This is a genomic window from Nocardioides sp. GY 10113 (assembly GCF_004919105.1).
GTDB lineage: Bacteria > Actinomycetota > Actinomycetes > Propionibacteriales > Nocardioidaceae > Nocardioides.
In genome coordinates, this window is record NZ_STGK01000001.1 from 33,425 (window position 1) to 53,080 (window position 19,656).

The following is a 19,656-nucleotide window of genomic DNA, read 5'->3' on the forward strand; positions in this document are numbered from 1 at the left end:
GGGCTGAATCTAGGACCAGGACGCGCGATGCACATCGCCCAAATGGCCCACACCTGCCACGCGCTCACCGCATCCGCAGCACGAACGAGCGCTTCTCGGTGCCGCCGATTCCGCTGCAGGGCGTGTAGGCGAACCGCGCCGTCACCTGCAGTTGACCGGTACGGCGGAGCGTGCGCAGACCGAGCCTGGTCGGCCGGAGGATGATGTCCGCGAGGCCGGGGGCGGCCAGGTCCGCCACCGACCGCCGCAGCCGCGGAGTCGGCTTGACCTCGAAGCGTCCGGCGCCGTCCGCCCGGACCTGTACGGTGAGCGTGCCCTCCTCGAGATCGTGGACCGGCGCGCGCCCGATCTCGAAGGCCACCCTCCTGTTGATGTCCTCGACCAGTGCCGTCCCCGCCTCGGTGCCGTCCGAGCGCCACAGCTCCTTGCGGTGCAGCCTGTCGTTCGCGGCGAACAGGAGCGCCCCCGCGAGCTCGCTGCCCTCGGTCAGGTTGCCGTACTGCGCACCGGGGCCGATGCGCTTGACCAGGGTCGTCCCCGCCTCGGTGCCGTCCGAGCGCCACAGCTCGCCGGCGTGCGCGCCGTGCCGTGGGCCGAGGAACGCGGTCCCACCGACCGCGACGATCCAGAGCGAGCTGCCGTAGTCGCCCAGGTCGAAGGTCTTCAGCTCGAAGGTCCCGGCCGACGTGCCGTCCGTCCGCCAGAGCCCGACCTCGCGTGGCCCTCCGGTCCCGTCCTCCGCACGAAATACCGCCGTCCCGCCGAGATCGGTGATGCTCCCAACGCTGCTGCTCCGTGCGCCGGGGCGGATGTCCTTGACCATGGTCGTCCCCGCCTCGGTCCCGTCCGTCCGCCACAGCTCGCTGCCGTGGACCCCGTCCCTGGCCGTGAAAAGGAGATCGTCCCCGAAGGACTGCAGGTTTCCGACCTCGGCGCCGTAGCCGTCGGCCCTGATCGCCTTGACCAGGACGGTGCCGGCAGCGGTCCCGTCCGAGCGCCACAGCGCTCCGGCGGGGTCACCGCCCTCAGCGGTGAAGAAGACCACCCCACCGGCGTCGGTCAGACCTCCCGGGTAGCTGTCGTCCCTCCCCGGTGCCAGGTCCTTGACGAGGACCGTGCCCGCCCTGGTGCCGTCCGAGCGCCAGAGCTCGCGCCCGTGCACGCCGTCGTCGGCGGTGAAGTAGGCCTCACCTCCAACCACCGCCGGATAGCTGGGGGCGCCGCTGCCCTGGCCCCGCCAGATGTCTTTGACCAGCAGCGTCCCGGCGGCGGTACCGTCCGAGCGCCACAGCTCCCACCCGTGCGCGCGGTCCCGGGCGGCGAAGACCACCCGGTCTCCGAAGGCGGTGACCGCCCCGATGTCGCCCGAGCCGACCCCCGGACGGAGATCCGTGACCATCGTGGTCCCAGCGGCTGTGCCGTCCGAGCGCCACAACTCCTGCCCGTGGCGGCCGTCCGTTGCGGTGAAGTACACCTCACCACCGACCGCGGTGAGGTACCGGAGACGGCTCGACCGGCCCCCGGGGCGGATGTCCGTGACCATCGTGGTCCCCGCGGTGCTGCCGTCCGACCGCCACAGCTCACGACCATGGACGCCGTCCGCCGCCGTGAAGTAGACCCAGGGCCCCGCCGCAACCATGTCCTGGGGTCTGCTGGCCCGCGTGCGAGGGAGGGTGCTGCCGCACCGGGTGCTCCCGAGGCCGGCGGTCGCGGAGCCGGCGGCGAGGATCGACTGATCCTGGGCCGCTGCGGGATCCGGCCCCGCCGTTGATCCTCCCAGCGCAACGGCTGCCGCGGCGCCCAGCGTCGCCGCCCGCCTGGCACGGCGGCGCCGCGCGGTCACCGCAACCTCAGGGTGTACGAGCGCGTACGGCTGGCGCCGACGCCGCCGCAGGGGGAGTAGGTGAACTCCGCGGTCACCACCAGGCGTCCGGTACGTCGCAGCGTGCGTCGACCTTCGCGCGTCGGCCGGAGGAGGAGCGAGGACTCGCCTGGCCCGCCAGGGGTGACGGTCGCCGGCCTGAGCAGCGATCGCCCGACCGGCGTCATCTCGATCGTTCCGGCCGCGCCGACGCGGACACCCACCCGCAGCGTGCCCTTCCTCGTGTTCGGCTCCGTCCTCCGCAGCACCCGGAAGATGACGTGCGCATCGATGTCGTCGACCATCATGGTCCCGGCCCCGGTCCCGTCCGAGGTCCACAGCTCGTCGCCGTGGATGCCGTCGTTGGCCGTGAAGTAGAGGCGGTCGCCGACCGCCGCCAGGTCCCGCGGGTACCCCGCGCGCGAGCCCCGGCGGATGTCCCTGACCAGCACCGTCCCCGCCTCGGTGCCGTCGGAGCGCCACAGCTCGTCACCGTGCACGCCGTCATCGACGCGGAAGTAGAGCGAGCCGCCCACCCCGACCAGGTCCCACGGGTAGGTGGCGGCCGGTCCGCGCGGGAAGCTCTTGACCCGCACCGTGCCGACCCTGGTGCCGTCGGTCTTCCACAGGGAGTAGCCGTGCGCGCGGTTCCAGCGGGTGAAGAACAGGTGCCCGCCGGCCGCGGTGAGGTAGTCGGGAAACGCGCTGGGCCGGCCCGGCAGGCTCTCCTTGACGATGACGGTTCCCGCCTCGGTGCCGTCCGACGTCCACAGCTCACGACCGTGCACGCCGTCGTCGGCGGTGAAGAAGAGCATGTTCCCCAGGCCTGTCAGCTCGCGCACCTCGGCATATCGGCGCCCCGGCCGGATGTCCTTCGCCAGTACCGTGCCGGCGGCGGTTCCGTCCGACGTCCACAGCTCCTCACCGTGCACCCCGTCGTCGAACAGGAAGAACGCTCTCCCGCCGACGCCCGTGAGCCCCCTGACCTCGCTCGACGAGACCCCGGGCCGCAGGTCCTTGGCCAGCGCGGTGCCCGCCTCGGTCCCGTCCGACACCCACAGCTCCTCACCGTGCACCCCGTCCCGAGCGGTGAAGAAGAGCCGGTCGCCGACTGCCGTCAGGTTGCGGGGGTACCCGTCGTACTCCGTCGGCCGAAGGTCTTTGACCAGCGCCGTCCCCGCCTCGGTACCGTCCGAGCGCCACAGCTCGTGGCCGTGCGCCTCGTCCTCAGCACTGAAGTAGACCGCGCCGCCCATGCCTGTCAGCGAGGCCGGACCCTCGTCGTAGTAGGGCGGCGCCGAGGACCCGATCTCCTTCACCAGGGCGGTGCCTGCCTCCGTGCCGTCAGACGCCCACAGCTGCCGCCCGCGCACCCCGTCGTCGCCGGCGAAGAGCACCAGACCTCCCGCCGCGGCCATCGGGGACCGGTCGTATCCGGCCGCGTCGAAGCCGTCGGCCCGACCGGGGCCGATGTCCTTGACCATCCCCGTCGATCCGGAGGTGCCGTCCGAGACCCACAGCTCCTCGCCGAACCGCCGGTTCCGCACGGTGAAGAAGAGGGTTCCGTCGCCGTCGATGAAGTGGGCGGTCCTGCTGCTCCGGGTCCGGACCTCGTCACAGGCTGGTGGCGTGGGGGCGTCGATCGCCCCGCCGTCGCGCGCCGACGAGGCCTCCGGCGCGGACGCCGCCACGCCGCCGATCGCCACCGCCGCGGCGGTCCCGGTCACGGCGATCCGCCCCGCTGCGCGCCGCGGGCGACTCATGGACCGAACGTAGGGCCGGGACCGCGCGCAGCGCATCGCCCACATGGACCACGTCGGCCCGCACCGCACTCCGGGGTGTCGACCGAGCGCCCGCCGGGTTAGGTTCGACCCGAGGTACGTCATCTCCACAGGGGCACCGACCCATGCCATCCACGCCACCTGACATCCGTCCGTGCCGCTGTCCGACCGGCACAGGAGTACTGATGGGACACAGCGACACGCAGCGCCTCATGCACCGCCTGTTCAACGACCGCGACTTCGCGAGCATGACCGAGCACCTCGCCGACGACGTCACGCTGATCGACGTACCGAGCGGCGGCACCTACCGCGGCCCGGAGGAGGCCATCGACTACCTCGCGGAGTGGGCCCGGGGCTTCTCCACCGCGACCGTCGCCGACGCGAGCTACCTGGAGGGCCCGGGGCACTCGGTCTGCTTCTTCCTCGCCAAGGGGCGCAACGACGGCGAGTTCGCCGGCATGCCGCCGACGAACGAGACGATCGCGGTGCCGTTCTGCGAGGTGGCCACCTACGCCGCCGACGGGAGGACCGAGACCGTCCGGTTCTACTACGACGCGGTGACGATCATGACCCAGCTCGGGATCCTCATCGCCGACGACGAGGAGTACGACGACGAGTTCGACGAGGAGGACCTCCGGACCACCGCGGAGGGCGAGTAGGGCCCCGGTGGTCAGCCGCCGGGCGCCTGCCACACCATCGCGTGCTCCTTGTCGTCGGAGGCCCGCTTGATCGGGTTGAAGTGCGGCGGGCTCGACGACCGGCCCCACCGGTCGTCCCCGATCCACACCGGTACGCCGTAGGGCAGGTCCGCCGCGGGGATCGGCGCGTAGTCGGCCTCGACCAGCGCGGCGCCGTAGTTGGGCGCGGACTGCTCCCCGCCGGGGTCCGGGGCGAGCAGCCCACGCAGCGCGGTCACCGCCTCGCGCCACCGGGCGGCCAGGACGGCGGCGTCGTCGGAGGAGGGGTGCGGGATCCGGAAGACCGGCACGTCCGGCGCCGTCGTCCACAGGTCGAGCGCGGCCTGTGCGTTCTGCCCGAAGGCGACGATCGCCTCCAGCCGGGCGTCGGTGACCAGGTCGTAGAAGCGGTTGCGCCAGCGCAGCTGGTCGGGGTCCTTCAGCAGCTTGCGGGCCCTGCTGGAGTCGCTCGGGTGCACCGCCCAGGGGAACGCGTTGACCAGCGCGTAGGTGCTGGTCAGGCCGATCTTCGCGAGGAAGCCCTGGACCCGCTGGCCGGCGTCGCCGACGAGCGTCCGGGCGACCAGCCGCTCGGTCGGGCCGGGGTCGGAGGCGATGCCGAGCACCCGGGCGGTGCCGTTGAGCCGGCCACGGTAGAAGACCGGGCCCCAGTCGTACCAGAACAGCTCACGGTGCTCCGCGGCGATCGCGGGCAGCGCGGCGAAGTGGCGCGCGATCGCGATCGGCGGCCCCTTGTCCCACACGGGGACGGGCGGTGCTCCGGGGTCCACGTCGACCATGACGGCTCCTTCCGTTCCTGTCCCGTCGCCTAGGCGAAGATCGGTCCGACGGCGGGGTAGCGCGCGATCAGCCGGGCACGGATCTCGGCCAGCCGGCGCGGCGGGCCCTCGGGCGGACCGTCCTCGGGCGACCCGAACCGGGTGTCGAGCAGCATGTGCCGCCCCCACGCGGTGACCCGCTCGTACTGCTCCACCCCCGCCTCGCCACCGGTCAGCTCCGCCACCCAGTCGGGGCGGCCGAAGATGACGTCGCCGCCGATCATCACCAGGTCCACCCAGGACGGGTACGCCGCCACGACGCTGTCGTAGGGGTCGTCGACCCGCTTCTGGAGGATCGTCAGGTCGGCCGGTCGACCCGCGGCGAGCGTGCCGATCCGGTCACCCAGCCCGGCGATCTCGGCGGCTCCGCTGGTGATCATCCGGACCAGGTCGGGCGCCTCGAGGGTGAGTTCCGGCGTCTGCGCGGCCACCTCCTGGGCGATCTTGAGCTCGTGCAGCAGGCTGGGGCTGCCCGACGGCATCCAGTCGGCGCCCAGCGCCACCGGCAGCCCGGCGGCGAGTGCGGCGGCCACGTCGGTCGTCTCGTCGTACAGGCGGAGGTTGGACTGGGGCGACCAGACCAGCTTCCCGCCGACCGCGGCCAGCTGGTCGAAGTGGTCGCGGGTCAACGCGGTGCCGTGGATCATCACCGTCGCGTGGCTGAACAGCGGCGAGGCGGCGAACCGCTCGAACTCGCGCACCGAGGCGTCGTTGGTCTTCTGCCCCTCGGCGAGGTGGACGTAGTGGGCCTTGACGGTCCCGGTGTCGAAGATCCCCGCGCGGATGGACTCGATGTCGTCCTCGCGGAGCCGGCCGACGTCGACCGTGCTGCGCGCGACCTGGTCCCCGAAGACCAACAGGTCGACGTTGCGGACCAGCGCCTCGGCCTTGTTCGGGTAGTCCTTCGAGGCGCCCTGGATCGCGGTCACCCCGCCGACGGCGGCCCGCACCTCGGCGTACCGGGTCATCGCGGTCTTGATCGAGACCGACGCACCGCCGTGGGTGAGCGCCGCCCAGGGCTCCTTGACCAGGCCGGCGTACTCGTCGCTGCCGCGCCACTGGCCGCGGTTGATGTAGGTCCTCGGCGGCTCCCAGGCGGCGAACACGTTGTACTCGGGGTGTCCGTGGAGGTCGATCAGCCCGGGCAGGATCACCCCCTCGGTGGCGATCGCGTGCTCGACGGTGCGCGGCTTGGTGGAGCGGACCTCCGCGATGGCGTCGCCCTCGACCACCACCCACCCGCGCGCCAGGCTGCCGTCGCCCATCAGGATCGAGCCGCCGTACGCCGTCGGCTCGGTGGGCGCGAGCGACGGGGGAGTCTCCGGGCTCACGGTGCGCGGCGGCGCCCCCGTCGGCGGCCGGCGGTCGTCGCGGGAGCGGGGGCCGGTACGGCTCTCGGCGCGGCCGGCGGGGCGTCGCAGCGTGCCCGGTACGCCGGCCGCGTAGGCCTCCTCGAACGCGTCGCGCGGGTCAGGTGCCACTGCGTCCTCCCGGGCCGGGGGCTGCCGGGGAGCGCGGCGGGTTCGCCCTCCAGCATGCGCCGCTCCAGCGTCGGGCGCAACGACGCCCCGAACGCGCTTCCCCTTCGGGTGCGCGTCACCAATACGGAGGAGATACGCGGGCGAGATCCCCGGTGGCCCGCGCTGGTGCGCCAGCCTCCTTCACCTGCTCGCAGGTTTGCGCAGGAAGCGCGACGGGATACGCGGGTCGAGCAAGGGGGTGTGGAGATGGAGACCGTTCTCCTCATGGTGTGCATCGGACTGGTGATCGCCGCGCTGGTGATCCTCACCCAACGCACGCCCGCTCCCACCCCGCTCGCGGACGAGTACGACGCGCACGACGCCTGGCGCACCGACCGCGGACCGACCGGCGCCCGCGCCCACGTCGCGCCGACGCGGGTGATCCCGGCCTACGCCACGCCGGTCTCGCGGCAGCACGACGAGCTGCGTGCGGCGTACGGGCTCGAGGTGGTGGCCACCCGTCGCAGCGTGGTGCGCACCCGCGACCACCTGGCCTACACCGAGACGACGCTAACCCAGCGGGCGCTGGGCCCGCAGGGTGACGTCGTGCGGTGGGTCGGCGGGCGCTGACCTCACCGGTCGGAGCGAGGCACCGGTCGCCGGCCCGCAACGACAGAAACCGCAGCCGGTGGCTGCGGTTTCAGCTGGTGGAGCCTAGGGGACTCGAACCCCTAACCCCCTGCTTGCAAAGCAGGTGCGCTACCAATTGCGCCAAGGCCCCGCGGTCGGCGCGGATCACGCCGGGGAGTGGAGGTCAGGCCTCCGGAAGCCTGTCGGTGGCCTCGGCCCAGAGGGCCTTCTCGGCCTTGCTCTCCTGGAGCTTCTTGCTGGCGAACACCGCGCCGGCGACCGCCAGGACCGTGAGCATCAACTTCTTCACGCTGTGACCTCCGTGTGCGGTGCGGCTGCGGTCATCGGACCGTTACCGGTGGGCCTAACAGGACTTGAACCTGTGACCTCTTCCTTATCAGGGAAGCGCTCTAACCGTCTGAGCTATAGGCCCGGGTGGCGTGGACGTCAGGGTGGAAGCCCCGTCTGCCCAAGCCGAGAGGGAACATTACCCGAGCCCCCCGGCGGGGCGAAATCGACGGCCTCCGGCGATGGTCCGGTCGGGGTCGTGTGCCTGACAACCGCCTCTGCGTTGGTCTCAGGCACACGACGGCGACCAGTCCACCGGGCCGCACCGCACCGTCCGCATCACGACGCCCGCGGAACGGGACCACCGTCCACCACCGGATCGCCAGACCCACCCGACGCACCGCGGAGCACCCACCTGACCAGCCCCAACAGCACCGGCGCCGACCCACGAGGGTCGACGCCGGGCAACAACCAGCAGGGCTCAGGCCAGGCTCACTGGTCCTCGGCCAGGGTGACCTCGACGCCGCCGAGCAGCGCCGCGGACATGTTGTAGAGGAACGCACTGAGCGTGGCGGCCGCGGTGAGCAGCACCACGTCGATGGCCGCGACCAGCATCGTGAAGCCGAGGATCCGGGACGTGCCGAGGTAGTCCTCGATCTGGAAGGCCGAGACGTCCTCGCCGCCGATGCTCTCGCGGATCGTGCTGTTGATGGAGTCCCAGACGCCGGCGGCGCCGAGCACCTGCCAGACCATCGCGACCGACACGACGGTGACCACCGCGAAGGCGATCGAGAGCAGGAACGAGGTCTTCATCACCGACCACGGGTCGACGCGGGTGACCCGCAGCCGGGCGCGGCGCGGCCCGCGCGGGCGGGCCGCCTGGGTGGCGGGCGCGGCAGCCGGCGCGACCGGTGAGGCCGCGATCGGGCTCGGGGCGTCGACGGTGCCGTTGGCCGGACCACCGGACGAGCCCTTCAGCGACCCGTACGCCGCCCCGTTGGACGCGCCCTTGGACGCGCCCTTGGACGACCCCTTCGTGGCCCCCTTGGCGGAGTCGCTCGAGGGCGCACCACCCTCGCTCGGCGACGTCTCGGGCTCGCCGGACGCCTTCCCCTCGTCGACGGTGACGCCGGGCCGGATTGCTGTGTCCTCGACGCGCTCGGTCATCAGCTCTCACTCTCTGCGGAACCATCGGGGGCGTCGGATCCCTCCGACGTCACCTCCGCGGACCCCTCGATTGTGTCACCCACGGCCTGATCGGGCGATTCGTTCGTCTCGGAAGCGCCCTCCGCACCCTCGATGGAGGCTCCGTCGGCACCGTTCTCGGCACCGTTCTCGGCGCCGTTGTCGTCGGCGTCCTCGTCGTCCTTGCTCTCCACCGAACGGGCCACGACCGCCACCGAGTCCTTCTTCTTCGGCGACACGAACTTCACACCCTGCGTGGAGCGTCCGGTCGGCCGGAAGTCGTCGTTGATGGGGCTGCGCACCACCTGGCCCGTGGCCGTGATGGAGAGGATCTCGTCGCCGTCGACCACGATGAACGCTCCGACGAGCACGCCGCGGTCCTCGTTCGCCAGCGCCATCGCCTTGATGCCGAGGCCGCCGCGGGACTGCACGCGGTACTCCGCGATCCGGGTCCGCTTGGCATAGCCCTCGTCGGTGATGGTGAAGACGTACTGGACGTTGTCCGCGTCCTCCTCGTGGGCCACGTCCGCGGCCCGGATCACCGACATCGACAGCAGGTCGTCGCCGTCCTTGAACTTCATGCCGGTCACGCCCGACGTCGCCCGGCCCATGGGCCGCAGCTGACCGTCGTCGGCCGGGAACCGGATCGCCTGACCCTTGCGGGAGACCAGCAGGATGTGGTCCTCGCTGCTGGCCAGCTCCGCGCCGATCAGCTCGTCGTCGTCCTCGCGGAAGTTGATCGCGATGACACCGGCCTGGCGCGGGCTGTTGTAGTCGGCCAGGCGGGTCTTCTTCACCAGGCCGCTGCGGGTCGCGAGCACCAGGTACGGCGCCTGGTCGTAGTCGCGGATCGCGAGCACCTGCGCGATCGACTCGTCGGGCTGGAACGACAGCAGGCCGGCGACGTGGCCGCCCTTCGCGTCGCGGGAGGCCTCGGGAAGGTTGTAGACCTTCGTCCGGTAGACCCGTCCCGCGGTGGTGAAGAAGAGCAGCCAGTGGTGGCTGGTGGTCGAGATGAAGTGCTCGACCACGTCGTCGCCGCGCAGCGACGCGCCGCGCACGCCCTTGCCGCCCCGCTTCTGGGTCCGGTACTGGTCGGCGCGCGTCCGCTTGGCGTAGCCGCCGCGGGTGATCGAGACGACCTGCTCCTCGTCCGGGATCAGGTCCTCCATCGACATGTCACCGGCGGCCGCGATGATCTGCGTACGACGGTCGTCGCCGTACTTGGCGACGATCTCGCCGAGCTCGTCGATGACGATCTGACGCTGCCGGGTGACGTTGGCGAGGATGTCCTTGAGGTCGGCGATGACGAGCTCGAGCTCGGCGAGCCGGTCGATGATCTTCTGGCGCTCGAGGGCGGCCAGGCGACGCAGCTGCATGTCGAGGATCGCGTTCGCCTGGATCTCGTCGATCTCCAGCATCTCGATCAGGCCGCGCCGGGCGTCGTCGACCTCGGGGGAGCGCCGGATCAGCGCGATCACCTCGTCGAGCATGTCCAGCGCCTTGACCAGGCCGCGCCAGATGTGGGCGTCGGCCTCGGCCTTCCGCAGCCGGAACTCGGTACGACGACGGATGACCTCGATCTGGTGCTCGACCCAGTTGCTGATGAACTGGTCGATGGTCAGGGTCCGCGGGACGCCGTCGACCAGCGCCAGCATGTTGGCGGAGAAGTTGGTCTGCAGCTCGGTGTGCTTGAGCAGGTTGTTGAGCACGACCCGGGCGACCGCGTCGCGCTTGAGCACGACCACGATCCGCTGACCCACGCGCGAGGAGGTCTCGTTGCGCACGTCGCTGATGCCCTGCACCTTGCCGGCGTCGGCGAGCTCGGCGATCTTCACCAGCAGGTTGTCGGGGTTGACCATGTAGGGCAGGTCGGTGATGACCAGCACCGTGCGGCCCGACTTGTCCTCGTCGACCTCGATCACCGCGCGCTGGGTGACCGAGCCGCGGCCGGTGCGGTAGGCCTGCTCGATGCCCTCGCGGCCCACGATCAGCGCGCCGTTGGGGAAGTCGGGGCCCTTGATCCGCTCGATCAGGGCGTCCTGGAGCTCCTCGCGGGTGGCGTCGGGGTGCTCGAGTGCCCAGACCGCGCCGTCCGCGACCTCTCGGAGGTTGTGCGGCGGGATGTTGGTCGCCATGCCGACCGCGATGCCCGCGGAGCCGTTGACCAGCAGGTTCGGGAACCGCGACGGCAGGATGGTGGGCTCTTCGGTCTTGCCGTCGTAGTTCGGGGTCATGTCGACGGTGTCCTCGTCGATGTCCCGGACCATCTCCATGGCCAGCGGTGCCATCCGGCACTCGGTGTACCGCATCGCCGCGGCCGGGTCGTTGCCCGGCGAGCCGAAGTTGCCCTGGCCGTTGACCAGCGGGTTGCGCATCACCCAGGGCTGCGCCAGGCGGACCAGGGTGTCGTAGATCGCCGAGTCGCCGTGCGGGTGGTAGTTACCCATGACGTCACCGACGACGCGGGCGCACTTGTTGAAGCCGCGATCGGGGCGGTAGCCACCGTCGTACATCGCGTAGAGGACGCGGCGGTGCACCGGCTTGAGGCCGTCGCGGACGTCCGGCAGCGCGCGGCCGACGATGACGGCCATCGCGTAGTCGATGTAGGAGCGCTTCATCGACTCCTGCAGGTCGACGGGCTCGATCCGGCCGCCGCTGCCCTCGGGGGTACCGGTGTCGGTGGGGGTCTCGGTCACGATTGCTCTTTCTGCTTCGCTCTACGAGTGTCTAGGAACATTCTTAGATTCCGGGATACTTCGCTGGTTGAGGTGCGAGGAGCGCTAGCGACGAGCCTCGAAACCTGCCAGGTGTGGTGGTTTCGAGGCTCGCTTCGCTCGCACGTCAACCACCGATGTTCAGATGTCGAGGAATCGGACGTCCTTCGCATTGCGCTGGATGAAGGAACGACGCTGCTCGACGTCCTCGCCCATCAGGATCGAGAAGATCTCGTCGGCCTGGGCGGCGTCCTCCAGCGTCACCTGGAGCAGGACGCGCTGGTCGGGGTCGAGCGTGGTCTCCCACAGCTCGTCGGCGTTCATCTCACCGAGACCCTTGTAGCGCTGGATCGGCGCTTCCTTGGGCAGCTTCTTGCCGTTCGCCTGGCCGTGCGCCAGCACCGCGTCGCGCTCGGCGTCCGAGTACACGTACTCGTGGGCGTGCGGCTTGTTCCACTTGATCCGGTAGAGCGGCGGCTGCGCCAGGAAGACGTGCCCGGCGTCGATCAGCGGACGCATGAACCGGAACAGCAGCGTCAGCAGCAGCGTGTTGATGTGGTGGCCGTCGACGTCGGCGTCGGCCATCAGCACGATCTTGTGGTAGCGGAGCTTGGCGATGTCGAACTCCTCGTGCACACCCGTGCCGAGGGCCGAGATGATCGCCTGCACCTCCTGGTTGGCCAGCACCTTGTCGATGCGGGCCTTCTCCACGTTGAGGATCTTTCCGCGGATCGGGAGGATCGCCTGGATCCGGTTCTCGCGGCCCATCACCGCGGAGCCGCCGGCCGAGTCGCCCTCGACGATGAAGACCTCGCACTCCTCCGGGTCCCGCGAGGAGCAGTCGCGGAGCTTGCCGGGCAGGCCGCCGCCGCCGAGCAGGCCCTTGCGGTTGCGGGCCAGGTCGCGCGCCTTGCGCGCGGCGAGCCGGGCGGTCGCCGCGGCCTGGGCCTTGCGGATGATCTCCTTGCCCTCGCCCGGGTTCTTCTCCATCCAGTCGCCGAGCTGGTCGTGGACGACGCCCTGGACGAAGCCCTTGGCCTCGGTGTTGCCGAGCTTGGCCTTGGTCTGGCCCTCGAACTGCGGCTCGCCGATCTTGAGGCTGATGATGGCGGTCAGGCCCTCCCGGATGTCGTCGCCGGTGAGCCGGTCCTCCTTCTTCTTGATCAGGCCCCACTCCTCGCCCCACCGGTTGACCAGCGAGGTGAGCGCCGCGCGGAAGCCCTCCTCGTGGGTGCCGCCCTCGGGGGTGTTGATCGTGTTGGCGAAGGTGTGCACCGACTCGTTGTACGACGAGGCCTGCCACTGCATCGCGAGCTCGAGGCTCATCGGGTTGGCGACGTCGCCGGGGGTCTCGGCCTCGAACGCGATGATCGGGGAGATCACGGTCTTCTTGCGGTTCAGGAAGTCGACGTAGTCGGCCAGGCCGCGCTCGTACTGGAAGACCTGCTCCAGCGCCTTGTGCCCGTCGACGTCGGTGGCGTGGATCTCCGCGGCCGACTCGGCGACGCCGTCGACCTCGATCGCGCCCTCCTCGACCGCGTCGGCCAGGCCCTCGGACTTCGGGCGCGCGTCGCGCAGCTCGATCCGCAGGCCCTTGTTCAGGAACGCCATCTCCCGGAACCGGGTGGAGATCGTCTCGAGGGTGTAGTCGGTGGTCTCGAAGATGTCCTCCGACGCCCACCAGGTGACCGTGGTGCCGGTCCGCTCACCCTCCTCGAGGGGGCGGACCTGGCGCAGGGGGAAGTCGGGCACGCCGAGGGAGAAGTCCTGCTCCCACAGGTAGCCGCGGTTCTTGACCTCCAGGCGCAGCCGGGTCGAGAGCGCGTTCACCACCGAGGAGCCGACGCCGTGCAGGCCACCGGAGACCTTGTAGCCGCCGCCACCGAACTTGCCGCCCGCGTGCAGCACCGTGAGCGCCAGCGTCGCGGCCGGAAGCTCCTGGCCGGGGGCGGTGTCGGTCGGGATGCCGCGGCCGTTGTCGGCGACGCTGACCGAGCCGTCGGCGTTGAGGGAGACCTTGATCGTGTCGCAGTAGCCCGCGAGGGACTCGTCCACCGCGTTGTCGACGATCTCCCAGATCAGGTGGTGCAGGCCCCGCTCACCGGTCGACCCGATGTACATGCCCGGGCGCTTGCGGACCGCCTCGAGCCCCTCCAGCACCTGGATGGCGGAGGCGTCGTACTCGACCGAGGGGGTGGCCGGACCGGGAGTCTGCTCGGAAACCGCAGGCGTGGGCTGGTCGGCAGTGGACACACGGACCTCTTCAGGATGGCGAGACATGGCGAAGGCCGAGGCGAGCGCTTGGGGACACCCCGGGCGCATGATCCCGGCCTAGGCCGCCATTCTAGCCGTTAGAGGGCGTCTGGACACGTAGCGCCGCCCGCTGACGGGGGACAATCCGACAGAAACCCGCTCTCAGAGGGCCAGAAATGGCGATTGGAGCCCCGTACAGGGGTCCGCCCGATCCCCGATACGCCGATCCGCGCCCCGGATCGCCCCAGGGGCTGCTGGACAATCGCGGCGTCGCGACCCGTCGTGACGCCGATCCCGGCCACCACCACGGCTCAGCCGTAGGTGTCCCGTGGCCCCCGGGAGCCCCGGGCAGAACGCCGACCGTGCTTCCAGCTCGGCGCGTTCGGCCCGATCACCTCGACCACCCCGACCGTCCCGTCGCCCAGCTCCTCGTTGAGGCGTCGTACGACGGTGGCGGCGAGCAGCGTGAGCTGCGTGGCCCACGCGGTGGAGTCGGTGCGCACCTTGAGCACCCCGTCGACCAGGGTCTCCGGCGTGGAGTGGGCTCCGATCTCGGGTCCGACGATCTCGGCCCAGCGCGCGAAGACGCCCCTGACCTGCAGGTCCAGCGACCACCCGCGGTCGCCGATGATCCGATCCAGCTCGGCGCCGAGCGCCTTCGGGTCGCGCCCGTCGGGGTGCGCGCCGCTCATCTGCGTCTCACTGCGCCGCAGTCGGCCGGGGCGCCCGCCGCCGCCCGGCTGCGTGCCGCGGATGACGATGCCGCGCTTCGCCGCGGCCGAGGCGGGGGCGGTGGTGCCGGCCGCCCCGCGCATCATCAGCTGGGCCAGGTCGAGGCCGTCCGGCTGGTGCTCCTCGGGCACCCCCTCGGGCACCCCCTCGGGCCCCGGCCCGCCGGGGGCGATCTCCTCCTCAGGCACGGCGCACCTCCCCGTCGGCCACGTGGAAGGTGACGCCGCGCAGCTCGACCGGCACGTCGGCCGCCACCGCCGCGGTGACCAGCACCTGCTCGGCGCCGGCGACCAGCCCGGCGAGCTGGCTGCGCCGCTCCGCGTCGAGCTCGGCGAAGACGTCGTCGAGGACCAGGATCGGGTCGTCGCCGTCGGCGCGCAGCAGGTCGTAGGAGGCCAGCCGCAGCGCCAGCGCGAACGACCACGACTCCCCGTGGGAGGCGTAGCCCTTGACCGGCAGCCGGTTCTCCTCGCCCGGCCCGAGCGTCAGCTGCAGCTCGTCGCGGTGCGGGCCGACCAGCGTCACCCCGCGGTCGATCTCGTCGCGCTGCCGGCGTGCCAGCTCGTCGACGAACGCCGCACGCAGCTCCTCCGTGCTCGGCGCCGCCTCGGTGCTCCCGACCAGGTTCTCCACCGGGACGCTCGCCGCGTAGGCGATCCGCGCGTCGTCGCGGGAGGCGCCCCGGGCCACGGCCTCGTAGGCCTTGCCCAGGTACGGCGCCAGGTCGGCCGCGAGGCGCAGCCGCGCCGAGAGCAGCTCGGTGCCGACACCGATCAGCTGCTCGTCCCACACCGCCAGCGTGGCCAGGGCCGCGTCGCGGCTGGAACCGCGCGCGGCGTAGAGCGACTTGAGCAGCGTGTTGCGCTGCTTGAGCACGCGGTCGTAGTCGGAGCGGACGCCGGCGTACCGCGGTGCGCGCAGCACGAGCAGCTCGTCGAGGAAGCGGCGCCGCTCGCCGGGGTCGCCCTTGACCAGGGCGAGGTCGTCGGGGCTGAACACGACGGTGCGGACGATGCCGACCAGGTCACGGGCGCGGGGGAGCGGGGAGCGGTTGATCCGGGCCCGGTTCGCGCGCCCAGGGTTCAGCTCGACCTCGAGCACCGCGGTCCGGCCGTCGCGGACCACCGCGGCGCGGACGATCGCCTGGTCGGCTCCCGCGCGCACCAGCGGCGCGTCGGTGGCCACCCGGTGCGAGGAGAGCCGGGAGAGGTAGTCGATCGCCTCGACCAGGTTGGTCTTGCCCTGCCCGTTGCGGCCGACGAATGCCGTCACCCCTGGGTCGAGCTCGACGTCGACCGCGGCGTAGGAGCGGAAGTCGTGGAGGGTCAGGTGCGCGACGTGCATCGTTCTCCTCCTCCGCCGATCCCGTGTCGCCGCGGCGAACGCCCGAAAGCGGGCGTCGTCGTGGCGGGACAAGCCTAGGCTCCCGAACATGACGCAACCACCGCACCCGCCGCAGGGCGGGCCCGACGACCAGCCGTACGGCGCGCCCGCCGAGGGGTACGGCGCTCCCGGCTACGGAGCCCCGCAGGGGTACCAGTCCTTCCCGGGCTACGGCGCGCCCGCCGCGCCCGCCGGCCCGTTCTACCTCTCCGTCGTGGGCCAGGAGTACGGGCCGTACGACTACGCCGCGCTGGGCCAGATGGCGCGGGCCGGACAGCTCAAGCCCGACGCGCCGGTACGGGCCGCGGACAGCCAGCAGTACTTCGCCGCGCGCGACGTCCCGGGCCTCTTCTCCGACAAGGAGTGGCTGACGACCGCGCTGCTCTCCTGGTTCCTGGGCCAGTTCGGCGTCGACCGGTTCTACCTCGGCTACACGGGGCTCGGCGTCGCGAAGCTGCTGACACTCGGCGGCTGCGGCATCTGGGCGCTGGTCGACGCGATCCTGGTGCTGATGCGCAAGATCCCCGACGCCGAGGGCAGGCCGTTGCGGTGACCCCCCGGACCCCGCCGTCGAGCCTGTCGAGCGCCGAGGTGCTCGCCGGCGGCGGGGTCCTCGCCCTCGCGGTGGCCTGCCTGCTCTCGCCCCGGACCATCGAGGACGGCCCGGTGCTGTGCCCGTTCCGGCAGCTGACCGGGCTGCCGTGTCCCGGCTGCGGGCTGACCCGGTCCTGGGTCTACCTGGTGCACGGCTGGTGGCGGGAGTCCCTCGCCGCCCACCCCTTCGGCCCGGTCGCGGCCGGGATCGTGGTGCTGGTCGCGGTCCTGCTGGCCCTCTCCCGAGTACGCCGCAGCACGCCGCCGTCGTTGGACCGCTGGGCCAGGCATCCGCTGGCCTGGGGCTTCGCCGCCGCCTGGCTCGGCTTCGCCGTGGTCCGAATGGCCGTCGAGGCCTGAGCCGGTCCCACCCCGGCGGAGCGCACCGCGCCCGCCCCACCCTGGCGTGGGTGGAGCGGGCGGGCGCGGCCGGCTGGGCCCGAGGGACGGGCGGACTGCGTGCACTGGCGGTGACCAGTCGGTACGTCGACATCGCCGCCTGGCACCCAGGAGGCCCACCCCCTCTCGGCAGGCGTCAGCTCTCCGAGGCCGCGCAGACGTCAGGAACCCGCTGCCGGAGCGCGGCGCGATGGGCCCGGAGCGCGACTATCCGCCCCGGGCAGTGCGAGGGCGGCAACCGCGGGGAAGGCGAGCAAGCGCCCCGGAGGGAGCGAGGAACGAGCGACCGGAGGGCGCGAGCGAGCTTCTCCGCGGGCCGCCCGCGTAGGCCGCCAGACCACCGCGACCACAGGAGACGTCGACTGCGAGCGCGGCAGCGCGGCGCGAGCGGAGCGAGCGACGCGCTCGCGCCATCAGAGCTAGTGCGTGGCGTGGCCGCCGAAGCCGTTGCGCATCGCGGCGATGGCCTTCATCGCGGGGCTGTCGTCCTGGCGGGAGACGAACCGGGCGAAGAGGCTCGCGGAGATCGCCGGCATCGGCACGGCGTGGTCGATCGCGGCCTGGACGGTCCACCGCCCCTCGCCGGAGTCGTCGGCGTAGCCCCGGATGGCATCCAGGTGCTCGTCGGCGCGGATCTGGTCCACCAGCAGGTCGAGCAGCCAGGACCGGACCACAGTGCCGGTGCGCCAGGAGGCGAAGATCTCGGGAACGTTGTCGACGATCTCGGCCTTCTCGAGCAGCTCCCAGCCCTCGGCGTAGGACTGCATCATCGCGTACTCGATGCCGTTGTGAACCATCTTCGCGAAGTGGCCGGCGCCCGGCGTGGCGCCGCAGTGCACGAGCCCGTCGCTGGTCCCGGCCGGCTTGAGCGCCTCGAACGCCGGCATCACCTTGGCCGCGTCCTCCGCCGACCCGCCGTACATCAGCGCGTACCCGTTCTCCAGGCCCCAGACGCCGCCGGAGACACCGCAGTCGACGAACCCGATGCCCTTCTCGGCCAGGGAGGCGGCGTGTGCGATGTCGTCGGTGTACTTGGAGTTGCCGCCGTCGACCACCAGGTCACCCTCGCCGAGCAGCTCCTTGAGCTCGGAGATCGTCGCATCGGTCGGGGCGCCGGCTGGCACCATCACCCAGACCACCGCGGGCCGGGGCAGCGCCGCGACCATCGCCGCGAGGCTGTCCACGTCGGCGAGGTCCGGATTGCGGTCGTACCCGACCACCGTGTGGCCGGCGTTGCGCAGTCGGGTGCGCATGTTGCCGCCCATCTTGCCGAGGCCGACGAGTCCGATGTCCATGGTCGCTCCCTGGGTGGTGTGTGCGGGCTACCCGTGCGTGACGCTACGACGGCACGCGCCGTGATGCGAGGTCAGCTGAGCAGTCGGCGCGGCATGAGCAGGTACCGGAACAGTCCGGACTGCTCCGCGTCGTCGCCGGCACCGCTGATCACCACGGGCTTCGATGCCTGCGTGAAGGCCAGCTCGACGACGGGCTCGTCGATCGCGCCGAGGCCGTCGAGCAGGAACTGCGGGTTGAACCCGGTGACCAGGTCCTCACCCTCGATGGTGGCCGGCACCGACTCGGACGCCTGCGCCTCGTCGCCCGAGCCGGCGTCCAGGGTCAGGACGCCGTCGGAGAAGGCGAGCTGGACCGCGGTGTTGCGCTCCGCCACGAGGGCGACGCGCTTGACGGACTCGATCAGCGCCGCCTTGTCGATCGTGGCCAGCGTGAGCTTCTCGTTCGGGAAGAGGCTGCGGACCTTGGGGAACTCGCCGTCGAGGAGGCGGGTCGTGGTGCGGCGCACGCCACCCGGACCGGTGCCCTCGAAGCCGATCAGGCCGTCACCGGCGCCGGTGGCCGAGAGCGCGATGGTGATCTCCTCGCCCTGGGTCAGCGACTTCGCCGTGTCGGCGAGGACCTTCGCGGGGACCAGCGCCGCGAGGGAGGCGTCCGGAGTGCCGGGGGTCCAGCTCAGCTCGCGCTGGGCGAGACGGAACCGGTCGGTGGCCAGCAGCGCGATCGCGTCGCCCTCGATCTCGATCCGGACGCCGGTGAGCACCGGGAGCATGTCGTCGCGGCCGGCGGCGGTCACGGCCTGGGCCACGGCGTGGGCGAAGTCGGCGCTCTTGACGACGCCGGAGGCAGCCGGCATCTCGGGGATCGTCGGATAGTCGTCGACCGGCATCGTCTGCAGCGAGAAGCGCGAGGAGCCGCAGATCACCGAGACCCGGGCGCCGTCGAGGACGACGTCGACGGGCTTGTTCGGCAGCGCACGGCAGATGTCGGCGAGCAGGCGGCCGCTGACCAGGGCGGTGCCCTCGTCGTTGACCTCGGCAGCCAGGGTCGCACGCGCGGAGGTCTCGTAGTCGAACGTCGACAGGACCAGGCCTTCGTCACCGGCCGAGATCAGCAGGCCCGCGAGGACGGGGGCGCTCGGACGGATCGGGAGGCTGCGAGCAGCCCAGGCGACGGCGTCGGCGAAGACGTCGCGGTCGACTCTGAACTTCACTTCTGCGTACCTCTCAAGGGGACGGCAGCGGACGACATGGCTGTCGGCGCCGGCATGTTCGTGTGATGCGCACGGGCCTGTTCGGTCCAGGCGTGCTGTGTGCATCCTGCCACGCGTGTCATCGGTTGGTGCGCCGTGGGCGTGAGCGGTCGGCCCCGAGTGGTCCCCGAATGACAGGTTTTTGTAGTTCATCCCCAGGTAGGGGCCCGGGAGAAGTTCACGAGGAGGATGGATCGTAGGAATTCTCGGAGGAGTAATAGCACCGGTGGAAACTGTGGAGAAGTCGTCTCTTCCCAGGTCAGGCCGGATGTGACCGGTGGATAACAGGTGTGGACGAAATCGGGGCGAACT

The 19,656-nt window shown here is 71.5% G+C and carries 16 protein-coding genes and 2 tRNA genes; 4 read left to right on the forward strand and 14 right to left on the reverse strand.

Translation table 11 applies throughout. The features are described from left to right. Positions 1-64: 64 nt before the first annotated feature. On the reverse strand, positions 65-1,639 hold the full coding sequence (locus E8D34_RS00130; protein WP_136592567.1) for an ELWxxDGT repeat protein: 1,575 nt from the start codon (positions 1,637-1,639) through the stop codon (positions 65-67). Between the two features lie 200 nt (positions 1,640-1,839). Then, positions 1,840-3,624, reverse strand: coding sequence for an ELWxxDGT repeat protein (locus E8D34_RS00135; protein ID WP_168929273.1), 1,785 nt, complete (start codon positions 3,622-3,624; stop codon positions 1,840-1,842). 203 nt (positions 3,625-3,827) lie between these two features. Between E8D34_RS00135 and E8D34_RS00140 the strand changes: the two genes are divergently transcribed. After that, complete coding sequence (locus E8D34_RS00140) at positions 3,828-4,301, forward strand: ester cyclase (protein WP_168929274.1); 474 nt, start codon at positions 3,828-3,830, stop codon at positions 4,299-4,301. An 11-nt stretch (positions 4,302-4,312) separates the two neighbouring features. On the opposite strand, the gene E8D34_RS00145 is transcribed toward E8D34_RS00140, so the two are convergent. Beyond that, positions 4,313-5,119, reverse strand: coding sequence for a hypothetical protein (locus E8D34_RS00145; protein ID WP_136592570.1), 807 nt, complete (start codon positions 5,117-5,119; stop codon positions 4,313-4,315). A 29-nt stretch (positions 5,120-5,148) separates the two neighbouring features. Then, a complete protein-coding gene (locus E8D34_RS00150; protein WP_136592571.1) occupies positions 5,149-6,639 on the reverse strand; it encodes an amidohydrolase family protein in 1,491 nt (496 codons plus the stop codon). A 246-nt stretch (positions 6,640-6,885) separates the two neighbouring features. Between E8D34_RS00150 and E8D34_RS00155 the strand changes: the two genes are divergently transcribed. Continuing rightward, on the forward strand, positions 6,886-7,248 hold the full coding sequence (locus E8D34_RS00155; RefSeq protein WP_136592572.1) for a hypothetical protein: 363 nt from the start codon (positions 6,886-6,888) through the stop codon (positions 7,246-7,248). A 75-nt stretch (positions 7,249-7,323) separates the two neighbouring features. Here the strand turns inward: E8D34_RS00155 and E8D34_RS00160 are convergent. The 8 genes from E8D34_RS00160 to recF form a co-directional block, all read right to left on the reverse strand. Next, positions 7,324-7,399: transfer RNA gene (locus tag E8D34_RS00160), tRNA-Ala, on the reverse strand. Positions 7,400-7,432: 33 nt separating this feature from the next. Then, complete coding sequence (locus tag E8D34_RS21215; protein WP_240770995.1) at positions 7,433-7,558, reverse strand: DLW-39 family protein; 126 nt, start codon at positions 7,556-7,558, stop codon at positions 7,433-7,435. A gap of 49 nt (positions 7,559-7,607) precedes the next feature. Continuing rightward, positions 7,608-7,681 (reverse strand) — tRNA-Ile (locus E8D34_RS00165). A 347-nt stretch (positions 7,682-8,028) separates the two neighbouring features. Beyond that, positions 8,029-8,703 (reverse strand): DUF3566 domain-containing protein, encoded by a 675-nt coding sequence (locus tag E8D34_RS00170; RefSeq protein WP_136592573.1) that lies wholly within the window; start codon positions 8,701-8,703, stop codon positions 8,029-8,031. Next, a complete protein-coding gene (gene gyrA / locus E8D34_RS00175; RefSeq protein WP_136592574.1) occupies positions 8,703-11,420 on the reverse strand; it encodes a DNA gyrase subunit A in 2,718 nt (905 codons plus the stop codon). The genes E8D34_RS00170 and gyrA overlap by 1 nt, the downstream gene beginning before the upstream one ends. A gap of 159 nt (positions 11,421-11,579) precedes the next feature. After that, positions 11,580-13,691, reverse strand: coding sequence for a DNA topoisomerase (ATP-hydrolyzing) subunit B (gene gyrB, locus E8D34_RS00180; RefSeq protein WP_276606560.1), 2,112 nt, complete (start codon positions 13,689-13,691; stop codon positions 11,580-11,582). Between the two features lie 311 nt (positions 13,692-14,002). Continuing rightward, positions 14,003-14,611: a DciA family protein gene (locus tag E8D34_RS00185; RefSeq protein WP_240770996.1), complete on the reverse strand. Its 609-nt coding sequence runs from the start codon at positions 14,609-14,611 to the stop codon at positions 14,003-14,005. Beyond that, positions 14,604-15,767, reverse strand: a complete 1,164-nt coding sequence (gene recF / locus E8D34_RS00190; RefSeq protein WP_136592576.1) for a DNA replication/repair protein RecF — start codon at positions 15,765-15,767, stop codon at positions 14,604-14,606. The genes E8D34_RS00185 and recF overlap by 8 nt, the downstream gene beginning before the upstream one ends. Before the next feature lie 88 nt (positions 15,768-15,855). Here recF and E8D34_RS00195 point away from each other — a divergent pair, with 88 nt between their 5' ends. After that, positions 15,856-16,359, forward strand: coding sequence for an NINE protein (locus tag E8D34_RS00195; protein WP_136592577.1), 504 nt, complete (start codon positions 15,856-15,858; stop codon positions 16,357-16,359). Beyond that, the gene (locus tag E8D34_RS00200) at positions 16,356-16,760 is read left to right on the forward strand and encodes a DUF2752 domain-containing protein (protein ID WP_136592578.1); all 405 of its coding nucleotides are present in this window, start codon (positions 16,356-16,358) and stop codon (positions 16,758-16,760) included. The genes E8D34_RS00195 and E8D34_RS00200 overlap by 4 nt, the downstream gene beginning before the upstream one ends. Positions 16,761-17,218: 458 nt before the next feature. On the opposite strand, the gene gnd is transcribed toward E8D34_RS00200, so the two are convergent. Further along, on the reverse strand, positions 17,219-18,094 hold the full coding sequence (gene gnd / locus E8D34_RS00205) for a phosphogluconate dehydrogenase (NAD(+)-dependent, decarboxylating) (RefSeq protein ID WP_136592579.1): 876 nt from the start codon (positions 18,092-18,094) through the stop codon (positions 17,219-17,221). A 71-nt stretch (positions 18,095-18,165) separates the two neighbouring features. Continuing rightward, entirely contained in the window at positions 18,166-19,305 is a 1,140-nt protein-coding gene (dnaN, locus tag E8D34_RS00210) for a DNA polymerase III subunit beta (RefSeq protein WP_136592580.1), read from the reverse strand. Positions 19,306-19,656: the final 351 nt, after the last annotated feature.

Excerpts from the sequence above, each read along its gene's own strand:
- E8D34_RS00170 (WP_136592573.1), bottom strand. The coding sequence starts at position 8,703 with ATGACCGAGCGCGTCGAGGACACAGCAATCCGGCCCGGCGTCACCGTC.
- recF (WP_136592576.1), bottom strand. The coding sequence starts at position 15,767 with ATGCACGTCGCGCACCTGACCCTCCACGACTTCCGCTCCTACGCCGCG.
- E8D34_RS00155 (WP_136592572.1), top strand. The coding sequence starts at position 6,886 with ATGGAGACCGTTCTCCTCATGGTGTGCATCGGACTGGTGATCGCCGCG.
- E8D34_RS00145 (WP_136592570.1), bottom strand. The coding sequence starts at position 5,119 with ATGGTCGACGTGGACCCCGGAGCACCGCCCGTCCCCGTGTGGGACAAG.
- E8D34_RS00130 (WP_136592567.1), bottom strand. The coding sequence starts at position 1,639 with ATGGTTGCGGCGGGGCCCTGGGTCTACTTCACGGCGGCGGACGGCGTC.
- gnd (WP_136592579.1), bottom strand. The coding sequence starts at position 18,094 with ATGGACATCGGACTCGTCGGCCTCGGCAAGATGGGCGGCAACATGCGC.
- E8D34_RS00135 (WP_168929273.1), bottom strand. The coding sequence starts at position 3,624 with ATGAGTCGCCCGCGGCGCGCAGCGGGGCGGATCGCCGTGACCGGGACC.
- E8D34_RS00195 (WP_136592577.1), top strand. The coding sequence starts at position 15,856 with ATGACGCAACCACCGCACCCGCCGCAGGGCGGGCCCGACGACCAGCCG.
- E8D34_RS00140 (WP_168929274.1), top strand. The coding sequence starts at position 3,828 with ATGGGACACAGCGACACGCAGCGCCTCATGCACCGCCTGTTCAACGAC.